The organism is Streptomyces sp. NPDC057271 (assembly GCF_042668715.1).
In the GTDB taxonomy this organism is placed as follows: domain Bacteria; phylum Actinomycetota; class Actinomycetes; order Streptomycetales; family Streptomycetaceae; genus Streptomyces.
In genome coordinates, this window is the sequence record NZ_JBHUYJ010000007.1 from 80,806 (window position 1) to 99,484 (window position 18,679).

Sequence of the window (18,679 nt, forward strand, 5' to 3'; positions counted from 1 at the left end):
ACACCGCCGTGACATGGAGCGGACGACTCCTCGATACAAGATCACTAACGTTCTTTCCGCAGCCAGCCAGAACTCACCGGCCCCGACCGAACGAGACGTCAGCGGCATGCGGCTCTTCCTCACCCGACCTGTACCGATTCACAGGAGTCGTTATGCGCACCGCCCTCCGTACCGCCGTCGCCACCGCCCTCCTCGCGGGCGTCGCCGTCACCCCGGCCCTCACCGCCGGCACGGCCTTCGCCGCCGGCACGGCCTTCGCCGCCGGCACGGCCTTCGCCGCCGACGCGAAGCCGAAGCAGGCCACCGGGCCGGCGTCTGAGGTGAAGCCCGACATCGACATCAAGCCCGCCATCGACGACGCCGGCACTCTCGTTCGTACCGAAACCCTCACCGACGGCACCCTCGCCCGGATCTACAAGATCAACGAGCTCCACCACCGTGCCGAGCTCTTCACGGGCGGCTACAAGATCGGTGTCTTCGACGCCAACACCCGCCCGGCGGCCGGCAACAACAACGGCGCCTTCTTCGTCCTCTACCCGGACGGCACCAGCCTCGACTGGACCGGCAACGCCCTGCCCGGCGCCGAGCCCGGGACGTACGAGCTGGCCGACGGCACCCTCCTCGAACTCGGCCGGGCGAAGGACGGGCGCTACGGCCTCCAGCTGATCGAGAACGGCAAGGGCCGCGGCTTCACCTACCTGAACGGCGACCGCGAGGTCTGGACGTACGGCAAGGCCGTGGTCGTCCTGGAGAGCGACGGCGGATTCGCCGCGTACATCCCCGGCTCGAAGGTCCAGGCGGCCCCGAAGCCCGTGGAGAACGAGACCCCGGCGCCGGAGCCCACGCCCACGAGCGAGGAGGAGTCGGAGTGGCTCGGCGAGTTCTCGGGCTGGCAGGTCCTGGGGCACGGCTACAAGGGGATCGCGCACCGGAAGGGTGGTGACATCACGGCGAAGATCTTCAAGGGGGAGAAGGAGGTCGGCCGGATGTCCGTCGACCAGACGGAGAAGACGGTCGACAAGCAGGTCTTCGGCTCCGAGATCGAGGTGACGCTCTCCTGGAACGGTGAGCTGCGCGCGGACTGGCTCGCCGACCGGCCGCAGGGCAAGACGCCCCAGACCACCAAGACCACGGAGACGGCCGCGACCACCACGACCACGCAGACCACCGTCGTCCCGCGGGGCGGAGTCGCCGCCGGGGCCGAGCCGAACACCGGCACGGACCACACCGCGCTGCTCGCGGCCGGTGCGGGCGCCGCGTCCCTGGCCGCCGCGGGCCTCGGCTTCGTCGCCTTCCGCCGCCGCACCGCGGGGGCCCGCGGCTGACCGCCCTGCCCACCCCTCCTCACACCTGCCACTGACCCGAGCAGGAGCGCCACCCCACCCTGGCCGGCCGTCGCACCCACACCCCGCTCCCCGGCCGGCCGCCCCCCCCTTTGAGGCCCCCCCCTGCACCCCCCCCTCCCCCCCCCCCCCTCCCCCGGGCCCTCTCATGCCCCGGACGGCCTACTCGCCCGCCGTCCTGCGGCGCCGCATCCACCACAGCAGTGCTCCGCCGGCCGCGGCGAGGACCGCCGCGATGCCCACGATCATGCCGACGGGGGTGCTGCTGCCGGTGTCGGCGAGGTCGCCGTCCGGGTCCTTCGTCGCCGGCGGCGCGCTGTGGTCGCCGCCGGGTGTGGAGGGGCCGGGTGCCGGAGTGGTCGGCTGCTCGGTGGGCGTACCGGTGCCCGACGGCGTCGGCGTGGGCGTGGGCGTCGGCGTGGGATCGCCGCCGCCGCCACGCTCACCGGACGAACCGAGGAAGACCTCTTCGGTACCGCGGTGTGTCGTCTCGGTCTGCAGGGAGGTCTTGGTGGTCCTGTCCAGGTCACGGTGCTGGACGTTGAACTCGGTCCGTGTGATGTTGCGCTTGGGGGACTTGGAGAAGTCGACCCCGCCCATGGACAGGATCCAGACCTTGCCGTCGTAGACCCGCTCGAACTTGTAGTCGCCGTTCTTGAACGAGTGGACGTACTTGTCGTAGACGGTCTTCTTGTCCCAGTCCTTGTTCTCACCCCTCAGCGGCCAGCGCTTCACGTCGTTGCTGTTGATGAGGGTGCGGAAGTCGGTGGGCTGGGCGGCGTCCGCGCGGCGGACGTGCTCGGCGGCGACGCGGGAACGGTAGACGTAGCGCAGGTCGGCGTAGCCGGCCTCCTGGTTCACACGGCGCTCCACCTCCGGCAGGATCTCGCTGCGAATGAGCGCTTCGGCCTGCTTGGACTGCGCCTCGGTGATGTCGCAGGTGTTCGGCGGCTTGTCGGGACCGCTGGCCACCTCCATGTTGACCTTCAGCGGTGCGTCGAGGATGTAGATGCCACCGTCCTGCTCGCGGACCGTCGCCGTCTTGGGGGTGATCCACTGCCGGATGATCGGCAGGCAGGGCGCTCCCTCGACGGTACGCGGCGCGGCGCGCCAGAAGCGTTCCCCGCGTTCGTACTTGTCGGGGTTCATGGCGTCGGCGTAGTCGTGCTTGAGGGTGAGGTCCGCCTCCAGCAGGATGCGGCCCGCGTCGGTCTTGGCGAACTCCTTGTCCATGATGACGTCGGGCTGCACGGGGTTGAGGTTCACCCAGAACTTGTCGGGGGTCAGCGCCAGCCAGGTGAAGAACGCGTCGTTGGCGAGGTTCAGGCGCGCCTCACCGCCCCAGCCGGGCTTGCCCTCCGCGTCGGGGACGTACTTCGTCTTCATGGAGTACCGCATCCCCTTGCCCTTGGCGGGGGTGGAGACGTAGTTGAGTTCCATGCTGGAGAAGTCGATGCCGCCGGGACCCCGGTTGAAGTAGCCGCCCCGGTTGTTGGCCTCGTACTGCTTCTGCATGCGGAGCGCTTCCGCGGGGGTCTTTCCCGAGCGAAGTGCCTGGTCCATGATCGAGGAGCGACCCGCCTTCAGCGGGTCGGCGTTGAACCGCGGGTCGGAGGCGGTGTAGATGTTCGGCTTCAGCGGCCGCTCGATGGCGTTCGAGCGGCGCTCGACGATGTTGGCCTGCCGCGCACTGGTGCCACGCGCCGCCTTCATCTCCTTGTTGAAGGCGTCGACCTTCTCCTTGGTGCCCTTCTCGGTCGTCTGACCGGTCAGGTACTGGAACTTGTCCTTCGGGTACTGCTTGGCGAGCTGCTTGTCGCCCTTCAACTGGTCGTTCTCGATGTGACCGTTGGACTTGGCCTCGACGTTGACGCCCTTGACCCGGTTGCGAGCGTCGATGCGGCGTTCCTGCTTGTTGCCCTTCTCGTCGGTGTATTCGAGGGTGTCCTCGCACCACCAGTCCGGGCCGATCATGTTGTACTTCTTGACCATCCGCTGCATGAACGCGTAGCCGCGCGGAGGGTTGCCGTGGGGGGCGAGCCAGCGTATCTGCTTCCAGTCGTCCCAGTTCTTGTAGCCGGTGGCGTTGTCGTACTGGGCGTTGTAGCGGGCGTACATCTCCATGACGCGGTCGCCCGGGTTGCCGTTCTTCTCCCAGAGCCTCTGCCACTTGCGGTAGTTCTTGCCCGCCGTCTCGCGCTGCTTGTCGGTGGGAGCGAGAACCCCGTCGAAGTCCTTGGCGGGGTTGACGTACGTGTAGTTCTCGTCCGTCGGGAACGGATCGTAGTCGCCGGTCATGGGCGGGCCGGAGTTGGCCGGGGTCCTGCCGTAGCTGTGCCCCAGGTACATCTCGTCGCAGCGCTGAGGCTTGGGCGCCGCCTCGGCCTCGTCGATCTGGAATCCCGGTAGCCCCGGAAGTCCGGTCAGGGATATGGCGGTTGCCGCGCTCAGAGCCAGCACGGTGCGCGGCCACAGTCGACGGGTGCGACCTAACGGCCGTATCTGTGCAGTCACGTTCTTTCTCCCCCTGGAGAGCCCGTGTACAGCGCCGCGCGGGGCTCCTGAGGTCGGCGACGGGTGCGGCGCTGGAGACCGACCACCCTAGGGGACATCGCAAGTGCGAAGGCGAGAACACGACGATCGATTGCTGACAACTTCCTTACGTTTCCCGATTGTTACTCTTCCATCCAGGTCTCCTCCAAGTGATCGGCAGCCTCGGGCGTGCGCGAAACACGGAACACCGACAGCACGCGCTCCCGCCGGTCCACCGGCATCAACGTGCGCAGCACGGCGTCTTCCAGCTCGCTGAAGTCCATCGTGTGGGGCTCCGCCTCGAAGTCGAAGTCGGCGTCGAGAGCGGCACGCGCCTGGAAGGCGTCAAGGATGCCGTCGACGCTCCCCTGCACGTTCCACGGGCCCTCACCCGACCACCCCTCGGCCCAGAGGCGTGTTCCGTCGGGGTGCAGGAAGACCCATGCCCCGTAGCGGATGGGGAAGTTGACGCGAACCGACCCGATCACCGCGGCCCCCGGGTATCGCTGGGCCAGGGCGGCCGCCTGATCGTCCAACGGGAAGCACCCGCCCCGGAAGGCCAGCGCCGCGTCGGTGATCTCGGTGACCGGGCCCCAGCATCCGACCCGCACCTGTTCGAGGTCGGCCCGGGTGTCCTGCGGGACCAGCTCCGTGGCGGGCTGCGGAGCCAGCTCCGCGGTGACGCCGGCGACCGAGGTCAGGGACGCGACGACCTCTCTCGCGCGAGCGGGATCGTGCGGGGGCAGCGCTTGAACCTCTTGGGGCGAGGGCTCGTTGATGACGGTGAGGCTGAAGGTGCCGTCGCGGAGCACGGGGGCGTCGGGCGGCGAGTCCCAGATGGTGTCGTCGGTCATAGCCATCCACCGTAGTGCGGGCAGCGACGGAGGGGGCGAGGGCGGATCGCGCCGCGTCTTCTCGACGAGGGGCTGGAGCCGTTGCTGCCGCAAGGGTCGCGCCGGGCCGTCCGCGCGTGTGACTCTTACCGTCCGCTACGAAGCGAACGTGCTGGTCACAGCTCCTCCGTCGCTGCGTCCGCCGTCGCCCTACGGCGCCTCAGCCGGTCGAGGAGGCTGCTTCGCGTGCGGAGTGCGGGTGGGCGGATCAGGACGGGCGCGCGGGGCGGACGCGGTGTCGGCGCGTCGGGCGCGGGTGCGGGTGCGGGTGCGGTGTCGGGACGTGGGGCGGGACGGTCCGCCCGGGCCTCGTCCAGGGCGAGGGCGAGGCTCATGCGGTGCCAGAGGATCTCGTCCGGGTCGTCCGCCACCGTCAGCCGGTCCGCGATGTCGCGCGCGGCCGCCGACTCCGTACGCCCCGAAGGTGGTTCGGGGCGCAGGCGTTGGAGGTGGGTGCGTTCGTGCGGGTCGTCGACGACCTCGGACAGCTGACCCGGGTCGAGCAGCGAGGCGATGGCCGCGGCCCGTGCCCAGGGGTCCTCGGTCGAGCGGAGCAGGAGCCCCAGGCGGCGGGCCCGCCAGTTGCGCGGCCGTCGGTCCTCGCCGCCGTCGACACGCTCCCTGATCTGCCTCGGCAGTCTCCCGGTGAGAAGCCCGGGATGTGTCAGGGCGAACTCGCCCAGTTCCCCGGCGAGATAGAGCCAGACCACCGCGCGGTAGCGGTTGAGACAGAACCGCACCGGGCTGAAGTGCCCCGTCCTCGCGAGCGTGGTGAAGCGGTCCGGCGGCACGGCGAGCAAGGCGGCTGCCTCTCCCGTACCCACCGCGCGGACGCGGTCGCGCAGTCCGGCCGGGAAGTCCGGCGCGCTTCTGAGCCGGTCGATCTCCGACCGCTCCACCCGCCGACGTCCGCCCCGCACACCGACGCCCCCCGGCGCGGCTGCCGAAGCGACTTCCGAAGCTGCTCCGGGTGAAACTCCCGAGGCTGGTCCCGGTGGAACTCCCGAAGCGGCCCCCGGTGGCCGGGGCGTGCCGGGCGCGGTGCCCGGCACCGTCCTCACCAGACCCAGCTGGACGGCGAGCTGGAACTCGTCCCGCCGCAGCTCCAGTTCCTGCGCTGCTCGCGTCAGCGCCAGCGCGGGCGGCGCGGGCGCGACGCGAACGGTCTCTTCTCCTGTCATGACGGTCTCCCCCGTGAGCGATGACTACTCTCGGTGACGACCGTATCTCCGTCAGGCCTGTCTCCGCTCGGCCTGTGGATAACTCACATGCCGCCGACACCCGGTTGCCGTGCCGCCACCCCGAGGTGCTCGCCGACCCGGTTGACCAGCAGCGTCATCTCGTACGCCACCTGGCCGACGTCGGCGTCCGCGCCGCTCAGCACGCACAGGCAGCTGCCCTCGCCCGCCGCCGTCACGAAGAGCAGGGCCTCGTCGAACTCGACCATCGTCTGCCGTGCCCGCCCGGCGTGGAAGTGCCGACCTGAGCCGCGCGCAAGGCTGTGCAGGCCCGAGGAGACGGCGGCCAGATGTTCGGCGTCCTCCCGTTCCAGGCCGCTGCTCGCTCCCGTGACCAACCCGTCGTTGGACAGAACGAGCGCGTGCCGTATGTACTCGACCCGCTGGGTCAAGTCGTCCAGGAGCCAGTCCAGTTCCTTGTCCAGCGCCATCTGTGGTCCTTCCCCCTGTGTGTGGCGTCCCCGTGACCCCGCAGTCCCCGCGGTCCGCCTGTCGCGGCAAGCCTTACGCACTGTCGTGGACAGAGCAAGCACCCCTGGCGATGCCGGGGGTGGCGAGCCGGCCGCCCATGCCCCGGTGACGCACCATGGAGGCATGCCGAAGATGACGGAGGAACAGTGGCGGGCCTTCGTGTCCGAGGGAACGCGCACCGGGAAGCTGGCGACCGTACGCGACGACGGGAGTCCGCACGTGGTCCCGATCTGGTTCGTGCTCGACGGTGACGACATCGTCTTCAACACCGGTAAGGGGACAGTCAAGGGCCGCAACCTGGCCCGCACCGGACAGGCGGCCCTCTGTGTCGACGACGACCGGCCGCCGTTCGCCTTCGTCTCGCTGCGGGGCCGGGCCGAGATCAGCGAGGACCTGGCCGAGCTGCGCCGCTGGGCCGCTCGCATCGGCTCCCGTTACATGGGCGAGGAGCGCGCCGAGGAGTTCGGCGCCCGCAACGGTGTCCCCGGCGAACTCCTCGTACGCCTGCGGATCGACAAGGTGACCGCTGAGAGCGGTGTCTCCGACTGACCCGCCCGCGCGACGCCGCACGACGCACGCCCGAGGCTCCGGGGCGGACGGAGCCTCGGGATCGCGTCCTGGAGATCCCCTCACCCGACCGAGTCGAGCAACCGCGCCGTGTGCATGCGTCCCGCGTACTCGACCAGTCTGATCAGCACCTCCTTGCCCGAGTCACGATCGCGCGCGTCGCACAGCACCACCGGAGTACCGCGGTCCAGGTCCAGCGCACGCGAGACCTCGTGCGCTCCGTAGTTCCGGGCGCCCGCGAAGCAGTTGACCGCCACGACGAACGGGATCTTGCGGTGCTCGAAGTAGTCGACGGCGGGGAAGCAGTCCTGGAGCCGTCGTGTGTCGGCGAGGACGACCGCTCCGAGCGCCCCTTGGGAGAGTTCGTCCCAGAGGAACCAGAACCGGTCCTGTCCCGGCGTACCGAAGAGGTACAGCGAGAGGCCGGAGCGGATGGTGATGCGGCCGAAGTCCATGGCGACCGTCGTGGTGGTCTTCTGGTCGACGCCCCCGGTGTCGTCCACCGATTCCCCGGCCCGGCTCAGCTGTTCCTCGGTGCGCAGCGGGCGGATCTCGCTGACCGCACCCACCAGGGTGGTCTTGCCCACCCCGAATCCACCGGCGACCAGGATCTTCAACGCGAGGGCCGTGGTGTCCACGCCACCGCCCGCACCCGTGCTCTCAGAGCGCTCGTAGGCCATCGATGACTTCCCTCAGGATCCGTTCGTCGGGCAGCTGCGCGGGCGGTACGGGTCGGCTGACCCTGACGAGGCCCGCTTCGAGGAGGTCGCCGAGGAGGACCCGGACGACCCCGACGGGCAGATCGGCGTCGGCGGCGAGTTCGGCCACCGACTGCGTCTCCGCCCTGCACAGGGTGAGCAGGGCCCGGTGTTCGGGGCCGAGGAGCGACTCCTCGGCCCGGCCGGGCGGGTTGTCGTCGACGACGACGAGTGCGATGAGGTCGAACCGTACGTTGCTGGGGCCCGGCTTCGTACGGCCGCCGGTCATGGCGTACGGCCGGACGAGCGGCCCGGCGTCCGCGTCGTACCACTGGCTGCCCGGCGGGGGCCGGCCGTCGCCGGGGCTGTCCTCGTTCATGGATGGTGTCTCCGGTCAGCCGGCGGCCGGCGGGGTCGTCGTGAGCCGCGGCGGGGTGTGCAGATGCTCGCCGACACGCTTCACCAGCCGGGCCATCTCGTAGGCGATCAGGCCGATGTCCGCGCTCACGGAGCTGAGGACGGCGAGGCAGGATCCGTCTCCGGCGGCGGCGACGAACAGGAATCCGTCGTCCATCTCCACCATCGTCTGGCGTACGCCCCCGGTGTGGAACTGGCGGCCCGCGCCCTTGGCGAGGCTGTTGAAGCCGGAGGCTATGGCGGCCAGATGCTCGGCGTCCTCCCGGCTGAGTCCGCTGGAGGAGCCGACGGCGAGTCCGTCGTTGGACAGCACGACCGTGTGCCGGACCTCGCGGACCCTCACGACGAGGTCGTCGAGGAGCCAGTCGAGTTCACCGGAGCGGTGGTGGGACATCCTCTCGTGGTCGATCATGCGTCGTCTCCTTCACTGCCGAAGTCGTGGCCGAAGTGGGGGCCGTGGGCATGGGCGTTGCCGCAGTCGGAACCGGGGCCGGATCCGAAGTCGGAGCCGGATCCGCGACCGGCGTCACGCCCTGATTCACGGCCGGATCCGCGACCGGCGTCACGGCCGGGGTCACGGCCTGAGCCCGTTCCGAGTGGCCGTCTGGTGCCGGGGCCCGGGCCGCCGCCCCGGGCCCAGCCGTCGCGGTAGGCGGTCATCCGGTCCCTGACCTGTTCGGGGGTCCGTTCGTGCGCGCCCTGGACGGCCGGGGTCGGTGGCAGGTCGGCCGGTGGCGCCTCGCGCAGCTGCGGTACGAGGCTGGCCTGGCGCACACGCCGGGGCAGGTCGTCCGACTCGTCGGCGGGCGGCCCCGGCGGTCCGGGCGCGGGCGGGGCGGCGGGGGTCTGCGGGGGCGGGGCGGCGGAGCGGCCGCGCTGTCGCAGGGTGGTGACGCCTGCCGGCGGCTGCTCGGGCGAACCGTGATCCTGCGACTCCGGCTGCCCGGGGAGAGCGGAGATCCGGGGCGGGCGCGGCAGCGAGGGCGACGGCGCGTGCGACGGCGACTGCGCCTGCTCGGCGGAGGACGGCGGCGGCGCGTGCGACGCCGACGGGAAGCCGGACGCGGGCGACGGCTGGGACCGCGGCGAGGACGCGTTCCGCGACGGAGGCAGTGACTGGGTTTGGGACTGGGACTGGGACTGAGCCTGGGCCTGGGCCGGTACGGCGCCCACGGAGGCGGGCGGCTGTGCCCGGTGGTGCGGGGAGGGCTCCTCCTCCACGCCCCGCCGCTCGCGGTGCGCCGCGTACCCTCGCGGGTCGTCCCCGCGCGCCGGTTCCGCCGTCCGCCCGGGTGCCGTGCTCCTCCCGGGCGGGAGCGCGCCCTGCAGTACGTCGGTGGGGAGCAGGACGACGGCGGTCGTGCCCCCGTAGGGCGAGGTCCGCAGATGGACCTTGATCTCGTGGCGGGAGGAGAGCCGGCTGACCACGAACAGGCCGAGCCGGTCGCTGTCGAAGAGGTCGAGCGCCTCGGACTGCGCGATCCTCGTGTTGGCCTCGGCGAGGGTCTCCTTGCCCATACCGAGACCCCGGTCCTCGATCTCCAGGGCGTAGCCGTTGCCGACGGGCTCTCCGCTGATCCGCACCTTGGTGTGGGGCGGGGAGAACTGGGCCGCGTTCTCGATGAGTTCGGCCAGCAGGTGGGTGAGGTCGGCGACCGCGCCGCCGATGACAGACGTCTCGGGGAGCCGGCGCATCTCCACGCGCGCGTAGTCCTCGATCTCGGAGACGGCGGCCCGCACGACGTTGGTCAGCGGCACCGGCATGCGCCAGGCGCGGCCCGGGGCCGCGCCGGAGAGGATGATCAGACTCTCGGCGTGGCGTCTCATGCGCGTGGTGAGGTGGTCGAGCCGGAAGAGGTCGCCGAGTTCGCCGGGGTCGTCGGCGCGGCGCTCCATGCTGTCGAGCAGGTTGAGCTGACGGTGGACCAGGACCTGGCTGCGGCGGGCGAGGTTGACGAAGACGCCGGAGATGCCGCTCGCGAGTTCGGCGCGTTCCACGGCGGCGGAGAGCGCGGCCCGGTGGACGGTGGTGAGGGCCTCTCCGACCTGTCCGATCTCGTCCTGCGGAGCGGGGCCCGGCGGGGCCTCGGCCTGTACGTCGATCTCCTCTCCGGCCCGCAGCCGCAGCATGGCGCCGGGGAGCTTGCGCCGGGCGATCCCGAGGGCCGTGTTGCGGAGGCTGGTCAGCTCGATGACCAGGGCGCGGCCGATGCGTACGGAGATCACGAGGGAGGCGGCGACGGCGGCGAGCCCGAGCAGTACGGCGGCGCCACCGGCGGTGAAGGCGCCTTGGCCGAAGGGGTCCGCGCGGTCGGCGGCGGCGCGGCGGGCGTCGGTCTCGATGGACGCCAGCCCGCCTCGTACGACCGCCATGGCGTCGTCCCAGGTGGCGGCGGACACGGCCTGGACCGCCTTCCGGCCGGGGGCGGCTGATCCGATGCGGTCCTCGGCGGTGGTGAGCTGCTGGTAGCCGCGCTGGTCGGCGAGTTCCTGCCAGGCGGCGCGCTCGGGGCCGCGCAGGTCGGCGGTGGCGGACTCGATGAGCGCGCGGCGCGTCTCGACCGCTCCGGTGAACTGGCGCAGCCTGTCCGCGCTCAGTTCGCCGGCGAGGTGGGCGGAGCCGAGCAGGGCGTCCTCGCGGGCGAGCATCTCGCCGGCGCGGCCGAATTCGAGGAGCACGCGCGCGTCGGCGCCGATCTCGGCGTCCTGGATGCCGGTCAGGGCGCCGCCGACTGCGAAGGCGGCGGTGATGGCGGCGGTGTACTCCGTGTACACCTGGTCCCAGTCGCCCTGGCCGGCCGCGGCGGCGGTACGAAGCCGGCCCAGGCCCTCGGCCCTAGTGACGAACCGGCCGATCCGGTCGGCGACATCACGGGGCAGGTCTCCCCTGTCACCGACGGTGTGCCCGTCGTCGAGGCGGAGCCGGGCGACGGCGGCGTCGGTACGCCGTGCCTGGTCCTTGAGTTCGGCGGCCCGTCCCGTCCCGGGCGCGGCGACCTGGCGTACGGCGGCGCGGCGTTCGGCCTGGAGCGCGGTGACGGCGGCGGCGACGGGGGCGCGGATCTCCGCGTCGACCCTCTGGAGCTGGCGCAGCCGGGCCATGTCCTGGGCGGTGGTGACCGTGGCGAATCCCCACAGGGCCAGCAGGGAGACGACCGGGACCATCAGCAGCGAGACGATCTTCGCGCGGACGGTTCGGGGGCGCAGGCCGCGTCGACCGAACGACACGGAACGCGCGGAGGATCCGGACGGGGCGGTGGACCCGGACGGGTCGGAGGCCGCGGCAGGGGCCGATCGTGCGGACGATGCGACCCCGCCGGGGGGTGCCTCGGGGGCGTGCGCGGGTGGTTCGTCGGCGGGAGGCCCCGCGTGCGCGCGCCGTCCGCGCGCCGCCTGCGGCGGCGCCGCCGTCACGGCGTCCTGGGTCTTGCGGGGAGTTCGCATGGCCTCCTCGTTCCGGCTGCGTCTGTCCTGGTGCGATGTGCGTGCCCCGCGCCGCCCCCGTGCGCCCGGGGGCCCGGTGGGGCGGCTGCGCCGCGCGCGCGGGGGGACCTCTGAGCGGGATGGGCGTCGGCTACGACGGGGCGGGCCCGGAGTCGACCGTGCGGGCCCGGTAGGCATAGGCGGGCGGGGCGTCGGCCTGTCCCAGGCGTGCGGTCCCGGACTCCGCGATGTCGACTCCCCGTCCCGGGGCGTGGAAGCCGGGCGGTGCCACGTCGACCGCGCGTTCGTCGGGCTCGGTGATCCGCTCGGCCGAGGCGTACGCGGCGCGCTCCTTGGCGGTCGGGGAGAGTGCGACGAAGGCCGAGGTGATGAAGAGATAGGAGCCGAGGCCCACGGCGAGCGGGAAGATGAACTGCATGGCGGTGGCTCCGGGCAGCCCGGCCGTCGACGGGACGACCTCGACCTCGACGGCGAACATGCCCGTGTAGTGCATGCTGCTGACGGCGGCTCCCATGACCAGCGAGGCGAGCGCCACGGCGGCCGGCGCGTGGATGTTGAGCGCGGCCCACAGCGCGGCGGTCGCGGCGACGACGGCGATGGCGACGGAGAGCCCGACCAGCATCGGGTCGTAGGTCACCTGGCCGTGCAGACGCAGGGCGGCCATGCCCATGTAGTGCATGCTCGCGACGCCGATTCCCGTCGTCAGCCCGCCGACCAGGAGCGAGCGGCCCCGCTCACGTCCGTAGCCGACGGCGAAGACACCGGCACCGACGACCACCATGGCGATGAGCAGGCTGAGAATGGTGAGCGGAACGTTGTAGCGGATGTCGGTTCCGGTGACGCCGAAGCCGAGCATCGCGACGAAGTGCATCGTCCAGATGCCGGTGCCGATGGCGGACGCGGCGGTGAGCAGCCAGTTGCGTCGCGACCGGCCGGTCGCGTCGAGCGCCCGTACGGTGCAGCGCAGCCCGAGGGCGGCGCCTATGCAGGCCATCGCGTACGACAGCACAGGTGTCAGCCAGCCGAAGGCGGCGTGGTCCAGGTGTCCCATGACCCAGGGACGCTAGACCGCACAAGGGGGCGCGTCAGGGGCGCATTTCGAAAGCTGATGGAATATGACGCAGAGATGTTCCAGAACGATCGTGCCGCGCTCGAACATGGGCACTGGGCGCTCACCCCTGAGGCTGAGGCATCATGCACACATGAGCGATGACCCCACCCGTGTCCAAGAGTTCTTCGGCTCTCGCGCCGCCGGCTGGGACTCCCGCTTCCCGGACGACGGCCCCGCGTACGCCGCGGCCGTCGCCGAACTCGGCCTGCGCTCCGGCGTCGCCGTGCTGGACGCGGGGTGCGGAACCGGCAGGGCGCTGCCCGCGCTCCGCACGGCCGTGGGCCCGACGGGAACCGTCATCGGCGCGGACCTCACCCCCGAGATGCTCGACGAGGCGGTACGGGCCGGGCGCGACGAGGCCGGGGAGCTGATCCGGACCGACGTGGCCCGGCTGCCGCTGCGCGACGGCGCGCTCGACGCCGTGTTCGGTGCCGGGCTCATCTCCCATCTGGCGAACCCGGCCGCCGGTCTGCGCGAGCTGGCGCGGGTCGTGCGCCCCGGCGGCCGGCTCGCCCTCTTCCATCCCATCGGCCGGGTCGCGCTCGCCGCCCGGCACGGTCGGCAGATCACCGACGGCGACCTGCGCGCCGAACCCAACATGCGTCCGCTTCTCTCCGGTTCCGGCTGGCGGATGCTCAGTTATGTGGACGAGGACGACCGTTACCTCGTGCTCGCCGTTCGAGAGGACGACACGATTCCGTCGTAGAGGCGTCCGACGCCCCCTTCTTTCCCGGCAGTTCCGTGTCTACCGTGGAGGTGCCGGGCAGCCGTGTCCGGGAGAGGCGGCACGCCATGGCCCGTGTGCGAGCGCTGTTCAACGCCCTCCTGCCGACCGCGCGACGGGGACCGGACACACCGCGCGAACCCGCCCCGGCACGACGGCAGCACAACATCTTCGAAGCGGCGGCGGCCTATGTCACGGGCTGCGCGGAGGACGATCAGGACCGGATCGACGAGGCCGTCACCTGGGTCTCCCCCGAAGCCCTGACGTTCGGCATCAACGAACTCGCCTGCAGGGCGGTGATCGCCCTGGCGCGCGAGCGGGACGAGTCGCCCGAGACCGTGGCGCGGTCGCTGCTCGGACTGCCGCCGGCCTGAGCCGTACGGAACGGGCCGCGCCACCCCGCCCTCGCCCTCCCCGCCACATTCCCTCCCGAAGACTCTCGACGCACGGGTTACGCACTGGTTATGGTGCGCCGACGACCAGATGGGGAGGCTGCCGTGGCTACCGCCGACGACGACGCGCTGTATGTGCTGACCGCCGTGCTGCTCACGCCCGCGCAGTTTCCGAGCGTGCTGGGCGACGACTACCCGGCGGCGTGCGCGGCGCTGGAGATCGAACCGTACGCCGGTGGGTACGGGCTGGTCCTCGGCCAGGACGGCGTGGGGGCCCGGTGGACCGTGATCGTCGACGACGTCTCGCTGGTCGCCGTGGCCATCGCCTCCTGGGACTGCGGGATGGAGTACGACCTCTCCCCCGACGAGCGTTCGGTGGTGGCTGCGCTCCCCGGCTGGCCGCTCGCCGTCGCTTCTGCCGCGCCCGGCCTGCCGGCCCCGCACGACCCCCATCCGGAAGAGGGCGACCGCGCTGCGCTGTCCCCGCCCGAGGCGGACGGCTGGGGTCCGGCGCAGCGCAGGCTCGGGGCCGACGAGGTGGCGCTGCAGTGGGCGGCCTGGCGGGCCCGGATGGACGAGGACGACTCGGCGGCCGGTGCCGTGGACGGGGTGGATCCCGCAGGTACCGAGGGCGGAGCGGGCGCGGAAACCGCCGGCGGCCCGGCGCACGACCCGTACGACGGGGTGCGCCGTGCCCTCGGCGAGTTGCGCGGCTACCTCGAGGACGCCCCGCCGGTGGGGCGGGTGCGGTCGAGCTTCGCGACGGGTGAGGCCCGGATGCTCAGGGCCGACGGACCGGGCTGGTCCCTGGTCGCGCGCACCGACGACATGGCCTTCGTCCTCCTGGACGACGAGCCGCGCGAGGTCCTCCCCGTGGCCCGCGGCCCCAAGCTGCCCGCGCTCCTGGAGGCCCTGGACGCGATCGCGGTGCGCCCCGCCTGATCCGCCCCCGGGTACGCCACCGGGCGCGCCCACGCCCCGGGTACGCCACCGGGCGCGCCCACGCGCCCTCAGGTACACCCCGCGCTGATCCCACACATGGCCGACGAGCCCGAGGTGTGGCGCGGAACCATGGCCGCACGCGAAGAGGTGACCGCACGATGTGGCGGCGCACCCCCTTCCCGTCGTCCCATCGGAGGCTCTCCATGCCGTCCACGCGCCTGTTCCGAGGCGTCCCGCTCCTCACCGCGCTCCTGACCGCCCTGACGGTCGTGGGCCCCGCCGCACCGGCCGGGGCCGAGTCCGGTCCCGCTCGGCCCGGCTGCGCGGGCGCGCCCCGGGTCGAGGTACCCGGGGCCGCGTACCAGGAGACCGCGTGCCTTGCCGATCTGACGACCGCCGGCCTGGCGGGCACCCGGTACACCGACATGGCCGACCAGGCCGGGCTCTCCGCTGAGGGGACCCGGAATCCGTCCGGCGTCCCCGGGGTGCAGATCGACGGCTACTTCCCGGACGACTCCCGCCTCAACGCCACGCACGGCTGGTCCCACGACGCCCAGTTCGTCATCCGGCTCCCCGAGCACTGGAACGGCGGTCTGGTCGTCACAGGCGCGCCCGGTACCCGGCGCCAGTACGCCACCGACACGCTCATCTCCGACCATGTCCTGGCCCAGGGATTCGCCTACGCCGCCACCGACAAGGGCAACACGGGCCCGGACTTCTTCACCGACGGGCGCGAGCCGGGCGACGCGGTCGCCGAGTGGAACCGGCGGGTGACGGAGCTGACGAAGGCCGCGAAGAAGGCCGTGCGGCAGCACTACGGCCGGGCGCCCCGGCACACGTACATGACGGGCATCTCCAACGGCGGCTACCTGACCCGCTGGCAGCTGGAGAACCGTCCCGAGCTGTACGACGGCGGAGTCGACTGGGAGGGCGTCCTCTGGACGGCCCGCGGACCCAACCTGCTGACGAGCCTTCCGGTCACCGTCGCCCGTTCACTCGGCCGGGCCTCCGACGAGGACCTGATCGACGCCGGATTCGCGGAGGGCTCCCGTTTTCTGTGGCCGTACCACGAGAAGGCGTACTGGGGCGTGACGCAGAAGAGCTTCCGGGCCGAGTTCGATCCGACGTACGACCCCGCGTGCCCGGGCACGACGGCCGGTTCCACGGTCGAGGAGATCCTCGCCCCCTGCGCCTCCGACGCCTCGTACGACTACGCCTCCCGTCCCGCGTCCGTCCATCGCGCGGTCGCCGGGGTGGCGCTGACGGGGCGGATCGGCAAGCCGCTCATCACCCTGCACGGCGATCTGGACACGCTGCTGCCGATCGCGACCGACTCCGACGTGTACGCCGGGATGGTCGACGCGCGGGGCCGGTCCGGGAAGCACCGGTACTACACGGTCCAGGACGGGACGCACACGGACGGGTTGTACGACACGTACCCGGACCGGCTGCGGCCGATCCTGCCCTGCTACCGCTCGGCGCTCGCCGCGCTGCGCGAGTGGGTCGAGAAGGGTACGGCTCCGCCCGCGAGCCGTACGATCGCACGGCCGGCGAGCGGGGACGTGGTCGACTCCTGCGCGCTGCCGCACCCCGAGGCCCTGTCGTCGAAGTGGCGCCGGTAGGGCCCGCGGCGTCCGGTGCCGTGCATCGCCAGGTGGAAGGGCGCCCGACCACTGGACGTACTCGGGCGCTCCGACAACGCGGCGAGGTGCGGTGCCGGGCGTCGCGGGCCAGGCGAGACTTCGACGACCTCACAGGGCAATACACCTAGGGCGACGGGTCACGGCCCCAGGGCTCGAACGGCCCGGGACGCGCGCATGGGCGGACCCGGGCTCAGACCATCTCCAGGGGCCGGTGCGGCTCGGCCGGCAGCTCGACCGTGATCGGGTCGCCGGGCCGCACCTCGCCACCGGTGAGCACGATGCTCATGATCCCGGCCTTGCGGACGATCTGCCCGCTCTCGTCCCGCCCGAGGACCCGCTTCAGCAGCCCGTGCCGGTAGGTGTCGATCTGGGCGCAGGGGTTGCGGAGCCCCGTGACCTCGACGACGGCCTCGGCTCCGAGGCGCAGCCGGGTGCCGGTCGGCAGACCGAGGAGGTCGACGCCCCGGGTGGTGATGTTCTCGCCGAGGGCGCCGGGGGTGACCTCGAAGCCGGCGCCGGCGACCTCGTCGAGGAGTTCCGCGTGGATCAGGTGCACCTGACGCAGGTTCGGCACGGTCGGGTCCTTGGCCACGGGCGACCGGTGCTTGACCGTGACACCGGCGTGGACGTCGCCCTCCACGCCGAGACCGGCGAGCAGCGTGACGCTGTCCCGGTTCGGCTTGGTGAACGAGTAGACGCCGTTGCTGCTGACCGCCGTGACGGTGGCGCTGCTCATGACGGGAGCCCCCTTCTCCGATCCGATGATCACATGGTCGCGATCATCGTCGAGCGTACGCCTGACGTACGCCGAGGCCGAGCCGGCGCGACTGCTCGCCGGGCGGTCTCCTCAGCGGTTGAGCTCCTTGCGGGAGATGCGGCGCAGTCGGCGCCGCTGGCTGGGATCCAGAGCCAGGTAGGCCACGGCCGGTACGCCGAGCACCACCAGCAGGGACATCCAGAAGCCGATGAGGGGCATCAGGAGAAGGCCGACGGCCACTCCCCCGATCACGATCTTCGTCCGTGTCGACATGTCGACGCCTCCTTGTCACGCTGCCGAGCGCAGCGGCTCCCCGACCTCGTACAGATGTCCGAGCGCCTGTCGGTAGGACTCGACGAAACCGGTCTCTGTGTAGGGGATACCCACCGTACGGCAGTGCGCACGCACGGCGGGCTGAGCGAGCCGAAGATGGGGGCGCGGCATGCTCGGGAAGAGATGGTGCTCGATCTGGTAGTTCAGTCCGCCGAGGAACCAGTCGGTCAGGAATCCGCCCCGGATGTTGCGCGACGTGAGCACCTGGCGTCGCAGATGACCCCAGCTCTCGCCGTCCGGGTGTGCGTCCGGCGTCTCCATGCCCTTGTGGTTGGGTGCGAACGCCATACCCAGGTGGAGTCCGAGGAGCATCTGGTGGATCAGGGCGAAGACCAGCGCCTGGCCGACGGTGAGATGAGTGAGGAGCAGCGTCGCGTAGCCGAGGACGTGGGCGAGGAGCAGGGCGCCCTCGACGAGCCGCTCGCGCCGGTTCCGGTACGGCCCGTCCCCGGAGAGCAGGGCCTGGAACCCGTACACCTTCAGCGCGACGCCCTCCAGGGTGGTCAGCGGGAAGAAGAGCCAGGCCTGGTGGCGCGTGAGCCAGCCGCGGAATCCGGCGCGACCGGCCGTCTGGGCTTGCGCGAAGACCAGGATGTCCGCCGCGACGTCGGGGTCCTTGTCGAGGTGGTTGGGGTTCGCGTGGTGGCGGTTGTGCTTGTCGTTCCACCACTCCTGGCTCATACCGAGCAGCAGGTCGGCGTGGACGAGCTGGATCATCCGGTTGCGCCGTCGGTCCGCGCTGATCTGGGCGTGTCCGGCGTCGTGGGCGACGAAGGCGACGCGGGCGGAGAGCAGGGCGAGCGGCACGGCGAGGAGGAGGGCCCACCACGAGGGGCCGAGCAGGACCAGGCCCGCGACGACGGCGGCGAGGCCGAGGAGGTTGACCGCCATGCCGCGCGCGTACCACCCGGCCCTGCGCTCGAGGAGCCCCTGGTCCTTGATGGTCCGCAGCAGCGGTGCGAACTCGCTGCCGCCGACGCGGTCGCCGCCGCGCCGGGCTGCGGCGCTCCGATCGGGCGCCGTGAGCGTTGCGGTGGCCTGGGGCATGGCGGTCTCCGGTGTCCGTGGGCGGTGGCCCGGGCGTGGGCCACCCGGACTCCCTCGAACATACGGATCGGTGATCCTCCGCAGCCATGGCGTCACCCCCCGAGGTCGCGGGGGGCTGACCCGGGGG

General features: G+C 71.9%; 18 protein-coding genes. 6 read left to right on the plus strand and 12 right to left on the minus strand.

Annotated elements, in window-relative coordinates:
* Nucleotides 1-152 precede the first annotated feature (152 nt).
* Nucleotides 153-1,325 (plus strand): LPXTG cell wall anchor domain-containing protein, encoded by a 1,173-nt coding sequence (locus ACFUJR_RS05590; protein ID WP_383163184.1) that lies wholly within the window; start codon nt 153-155, stop codon nt 1,323-1,325.
* Nucleotides 1,326-1,505: 180 nt separating this feature from the next.
* Here ACFUJR_RS05590 and ACFUJR_RS05595 read toward each other — a convergent pair whose 3' ends face one another.
* The 4 genes from ACFUJR_RS05595 to ACFUJR_RS05610 all read right to left on the minus strand — a co-directional run bounded on the left by ACFUJR_RS05595 (nt 1,506) and on the right by ACFUJR_RS05610 (nt 6,437).
* Nucleotides 1,506-3,857 (minus strand): LAETG motif-containing sortase-dependent surface protein, encoded by a 2,352-nt coding sequence (locus ACFUJR_RS05595; protein WP_383166096.1) that lies wholly within the window; start codon nt 3,855-3,857, stop codon nt 1,506-1,508.
* A gap of 161 nt (nt 3,858-4,018) precedes the next feature.
* Nucleotides 4,019-4,729, minus strand: coding sequence for a DUF6333 family protein (locus ACFUJR_RS05600; protein ID WP_383166099.1), 711 nt, complete (start codon nt 4,727-4,729; stop codon nt 4,019-4,021).
* Nucleotides 4,730-4,884: 155 nt separating this feature from the next.
* On the minus strand, nt 4,885-5,949 hold the full coding sequence (locus ACFUJR_RS05605; protein WP_383166102.1) for a DUF6397 family protein: 1,065 nt from the start codon (nt 5,947-5,949) through the stop codon (nt 4,885-4,887).
* 83 nt (nt 5,950-6,032) lie between these two features.
* The gene (locus ACFUJR_RS05610) at nt 6,033-6,437 is read right to left on the minus strand and encodes a roadblock/LC7 domain-containing protein (RefSeq protein ID WP_383166105.1); all 405 of its coding nucleotides are present in this window, start codon (nt 6,435-6,437) and stop codon (nt 6,033-6,035) included.
* A 163-nt stretch (nt 6,438-6,600) separates the two neighbouring features.
* Between ACFUJR_RS05610 and ACFUJR_RS05615 the strand changes: the two genes are divergently transcribed.
* Complete coding sequence (locus ACFUJR_RS05615) at nt 6,601-7,026, plus strand: PPOX class F420-dependent oxidoreductase (protein WP_383166108.1); 426 nt, start codon at nt 6,601-6,603, stop codon at nt 7,024-7,026.
* Between the two features lie 80 nt (nt 7,027-7,106).
* Here ACFUJR_RS05615 and ACFUJR_RS05620 read toward each other — a convergent pair whose 3' ends face one another.
* From ACFUJR_RS05620 to ACFUJR_RS05640, 5 genes are all read right to left on the minus strand, one after another.
* Nucleotides 7,107-7,724, minus strand: a complete 618-nt coding sequence (locus tag ACFUJR_RS05620; protein WP_383166111.1) for an ATP/GTP-binding protein — start codon at nt 7,722-7,724, stop codon at nt 7,107-7,109.
* On the minus strand, nt 7,705-8,121 hold the full coding sequence (locus tag ACFUJR_RS05625; protein WP_383166114.1) for a DUF742 domain-containing protein: 417 nt from the start codon (nt 8,119-8,121) through the stop codon (nt 7,705-7,707). The genes ACFUJR_RS05620 and ACFUJR_RS05625 overlap by 20 nt, the downstream gene beginning before the upstream one ends.
* Nucleotides 8,122-8,136: 15 nt before the next feature.
* The gene (locus ACFUJR_RS05630; protein ID WP_383166117.1) at nt 8,137-8,571 is read right to left on the minus strand and encodes a roadblock/LC7 domain-containing protein; all 435 of its coding nucleotides are present in this window, start codon (nt 8,569-8,571) and stop codon (nt 8,137-8,139) included.
* The gene (locus ACFUJR_RS05635; RefSeq protein WP_383450234.1) at nt 8,568-11,603 is read right to left on the minus strand and encodes a nitrate- and nitrite sensing domain-containing protein; all 3,036 of its coding nucleotides are present in this window, start codon (nt 11,601-11,603) and stop codon (nt 8,568-8,570) included. The genes ACFUJR_RS05630 and ACFUJR_RS05635 overlap by 4 nt, the downstream gene beginning before the upstream one ends.
* Before the next feature lie 130 nt (nt 11,604-11,733).
* Nucleotides 11,734-12,654 (minus strand): MHYT domain-containing protein, encoded by a 921-nt coding sequence (locus tag ACFUJR_RS05640; protein WP_383166123.1) that lies wholly within the window; start codon nt 12,652-12,654, stop codon nt 11,734-11,736.
* A gap of 151 nt (nt 12,655-12,805) precedes the next feature.
* Between ACFUJR_RS05640 and ACFUJR_RS05645 the strand changes: the two genes are divergently transcribed.
* The 4 genes from ACFUJR_RS05645 (at nt 12,806) to ACFUJR_RS05660 (ending at nt 16,394) form a co-directional block, all read left to right on the plus strand.
* Nucleotides 12,806-13,420, plus strand: a complete 615-nt coding sequence (locus ACFUJR_RS05645; RefSeq protein ID WP_383166126.1) for a class I SAM-dependent methyltransferase — start codon at nt 12,806-12,808, stop codon at nt 13,418-13,420.
* A gap of 86 nt (nt 13,421-13,506) precedes the next feature.
* Complete coding sequence (locus ACFUJR_RS05650; RefSeq protein ID WP_383166129.1) at nt 13,507-13,812, plus strand: hypothetical protein; 306 nt, start codon at nt 13,507-13,509, stop codon at nt 13,810-13,812.
* 90 nt (nt 13,813-13,902) lie between these two features.
* The gene (locus tag ACFUJR_RS05655) at nt 13,903-14,772 is read left to right on the plus strand and encodes a hypothetical protein (RefSeq protein WP_383166132.1); all 870 of its coding nucleotides are present in this window, start codon (nt 13,903-13,905) and stop codon (nt 14,770-14,772) included.
* A gap of 203 nt (nt 14,773-14,975) precedes the next feature.
* Nucleotides 14,976-16,394 (plus strand): tannase/feruloyl esterase family alpha/beta hydrolase, encoded by a 1,419-nt coding sequence (locus tag ACFUJR_RS05660; protein ID WP_383166135.1) that lies wholly within the window; start codon nt 14,976-14,978, stop codon nt 16,392-16,394.
* 211 nt (nt 16,395-16,605) lie between these two features.
* Here ACFUJR_RS05660 and ACFUJR_RS05665 read toward each other — a convergent pair whose 3' ends face one another.
* The 3 genes from ACFUJR_RS05665 to ACFUJR_RS05675 all read right to left on the minus strand — a co-directional run bounded on the left by ACFUJR_RS05665 (nt 16,606) and on the right by ACFUJR_RS05675 (nt 18,552).
* Nucleotides 16,606-17,151, minus strand: coding sequence for an MOSC domain-containing protein (locus ACFUJR_RS05665; protein ID WP_383166138.1), 546 nt, complete (start codon nt 17,149-17,151; stop codon nt 16,606-16,608).
* Between the two features lie 111 nt (nt 17,152-17,262).
* The gene (locus ACFUJR_RS05670; RefSeq protein ID WP_383166141.1) at nt 17,263-17,445 is read right to left on the minus strand and encodes a hypothetical protein; all 183 of its coding nucleotides are present in this window, start codon (nt 17,443-17,445) and stop codon (nt 17,263-17,265) included.
* 15 nt (nt 17,446-17,460) lie between these two features.
* Nucleotides 17,461-18,552 (minus strand): fatty acid desaturase family protein, encoded by a 1,092-nt coding sequence (locus ACFUJR_RS05675; RefSeq protein ID WP_383166144.1) that lies wholly within the window; start codon nt 18,550-18,552, stop codon nt 17,461-17,463.
* Nucleotides 18,553-18,679: the final 127 nt, after the last annotated feature.

What these genes read in the sequence shown, in the direction of transcription:
- ACFUJR_RS05590 (WP_383163184.1), top strand. Translation starts at nt 153, where the DNA reads ATGCGCACCGCCCTCCGTACCGCCGTCGCCACCGCCCTCCTCGCGGGC.
- ACFUJR_RS05600 (WP_383166099.1), bottom strand. Translation starts at nt 4,729, where the DNA reads ATGACCGACGACACCATCTGGGACTCGCCGCCCGACGCCCCCGTGCTC.
- ACFUJR_RS05605 (WP_383166102.1), bottom strand. Translation starts at nt 5,949, where the DNA reads ATGACAGGAGAAGAGACCGTTCGCGTCGCGCCCGCGCCGCCCGCGCTG.
- ACFUJR_RS05610 (WP_383166105.1), bottom strand. Translation starts at nt 6,437, where the DNA reads ATGGCGCTGGACAAGGAACTGGACTGGCTCCTGGACGACTTGACCCAG.
- ACFUJR_RS05615 (WP_383166108.1), top strand. Translation starts at nt 6,601, where the DNA reads ATGCCGAAGATGACGGAGGAACAGTGGCGGGCCTTCGTGTCCGAGGGA.
- ACFUJR_RS05620 (WP_383166111.1), bottom strand. Translation starts at nt 7,724, where the DNA reads ATGGCCTACGAGCGCTCTGAGAGCACGGGTGCGGGCGGTGGCGTGGAC.
- ACFUJR_RS05625 (WP_383166114.1), bottom strand. Translation starts at nt 8,121, where the DNA reads ATGAACGAGGACAGCCCCGGCGACGGCCGGCCCCCGCCGGGCAGCCAG.
- ACFUJR_RS05630 (WP_383166117.1), bottom strand. Translation starts at nt 8,571, where the DNA reads ATGATCGACCACGAGAGGATGTCCCACCACCGCTCCGGTGAACTCGAC.
- ACFUJR_RS05635 (WP_383450234.1), bottom strand. Translation starts at nt 11,603, where the DNA reads ATGCGAACTCCCCGCAAGACCCAGGACGCCGTGACGGCGGCGCCGCCG.
- ACFUJR_RS05640 (WP_383166123.1), bottom strand. Translation starts at nt 12,654, where the DNA reads ATGGGACACCTGGACCACGCCGCCTTCGGCTGGCTGACACCTGTGCTG.
- ACFUJR_RS05645 (WP_383166126.1), top strand. Translation starts at nt 12,806, where the DNA reads ATGAGCGATGACCCCACCCGTGTCCAAGAGTTCTTCGGCTCTCGCGCC.
- ACFUJR_RS05650 (WP_383166129.1), top strand. Translation starts at nt 13,507, where the DNA reads ATGGCCCGTGTGCGAGCGCTGTTCAACGCCCTCCTGCCGACCGCGCGA.
- ACFUJR_RS05655 (WP_383166132.1), top strand. Translation starts at nt 13,903, where the DNA reads ATGGTGCGCCGACGACCAGATGGGGAGGCTGCCGTGGCTACCGCCGAC.
- ACFUJR_RS05660 (WP_383166135.1), top strand. Translation starts at nt 14,976, where the DNA reads ATGCCGTCCACGCGCCTGTTCCGAGGCGTCCCGCTCCTCACCGCGCTC.
- ACFUJR_RS05665 (WP_383166138.1), bottom strand. Translation starts at nt 17,151, where the DNA reads ATGAGCAGCGCCACCGTCACGGCGGTCAGCAGCAACGGCGTCTACTCG.
- ACFUJR_RS05670 (WP_383166141.1), bottom strand. Translation starts at nt 17,445, where the DNA reads ATGTCGACACGGACGAAGATCGTGATCGGGGGAGTGGCCGTCGGCCTT.
- ACFUJR_RS05675 (WP_383166144.1), bottom strand. Translation starts at nt 18,552, where the DNA reads ATGCCCCAGGCCACCGCAACGCTCACGGCGCCCGATCGGAGCGCCGCA.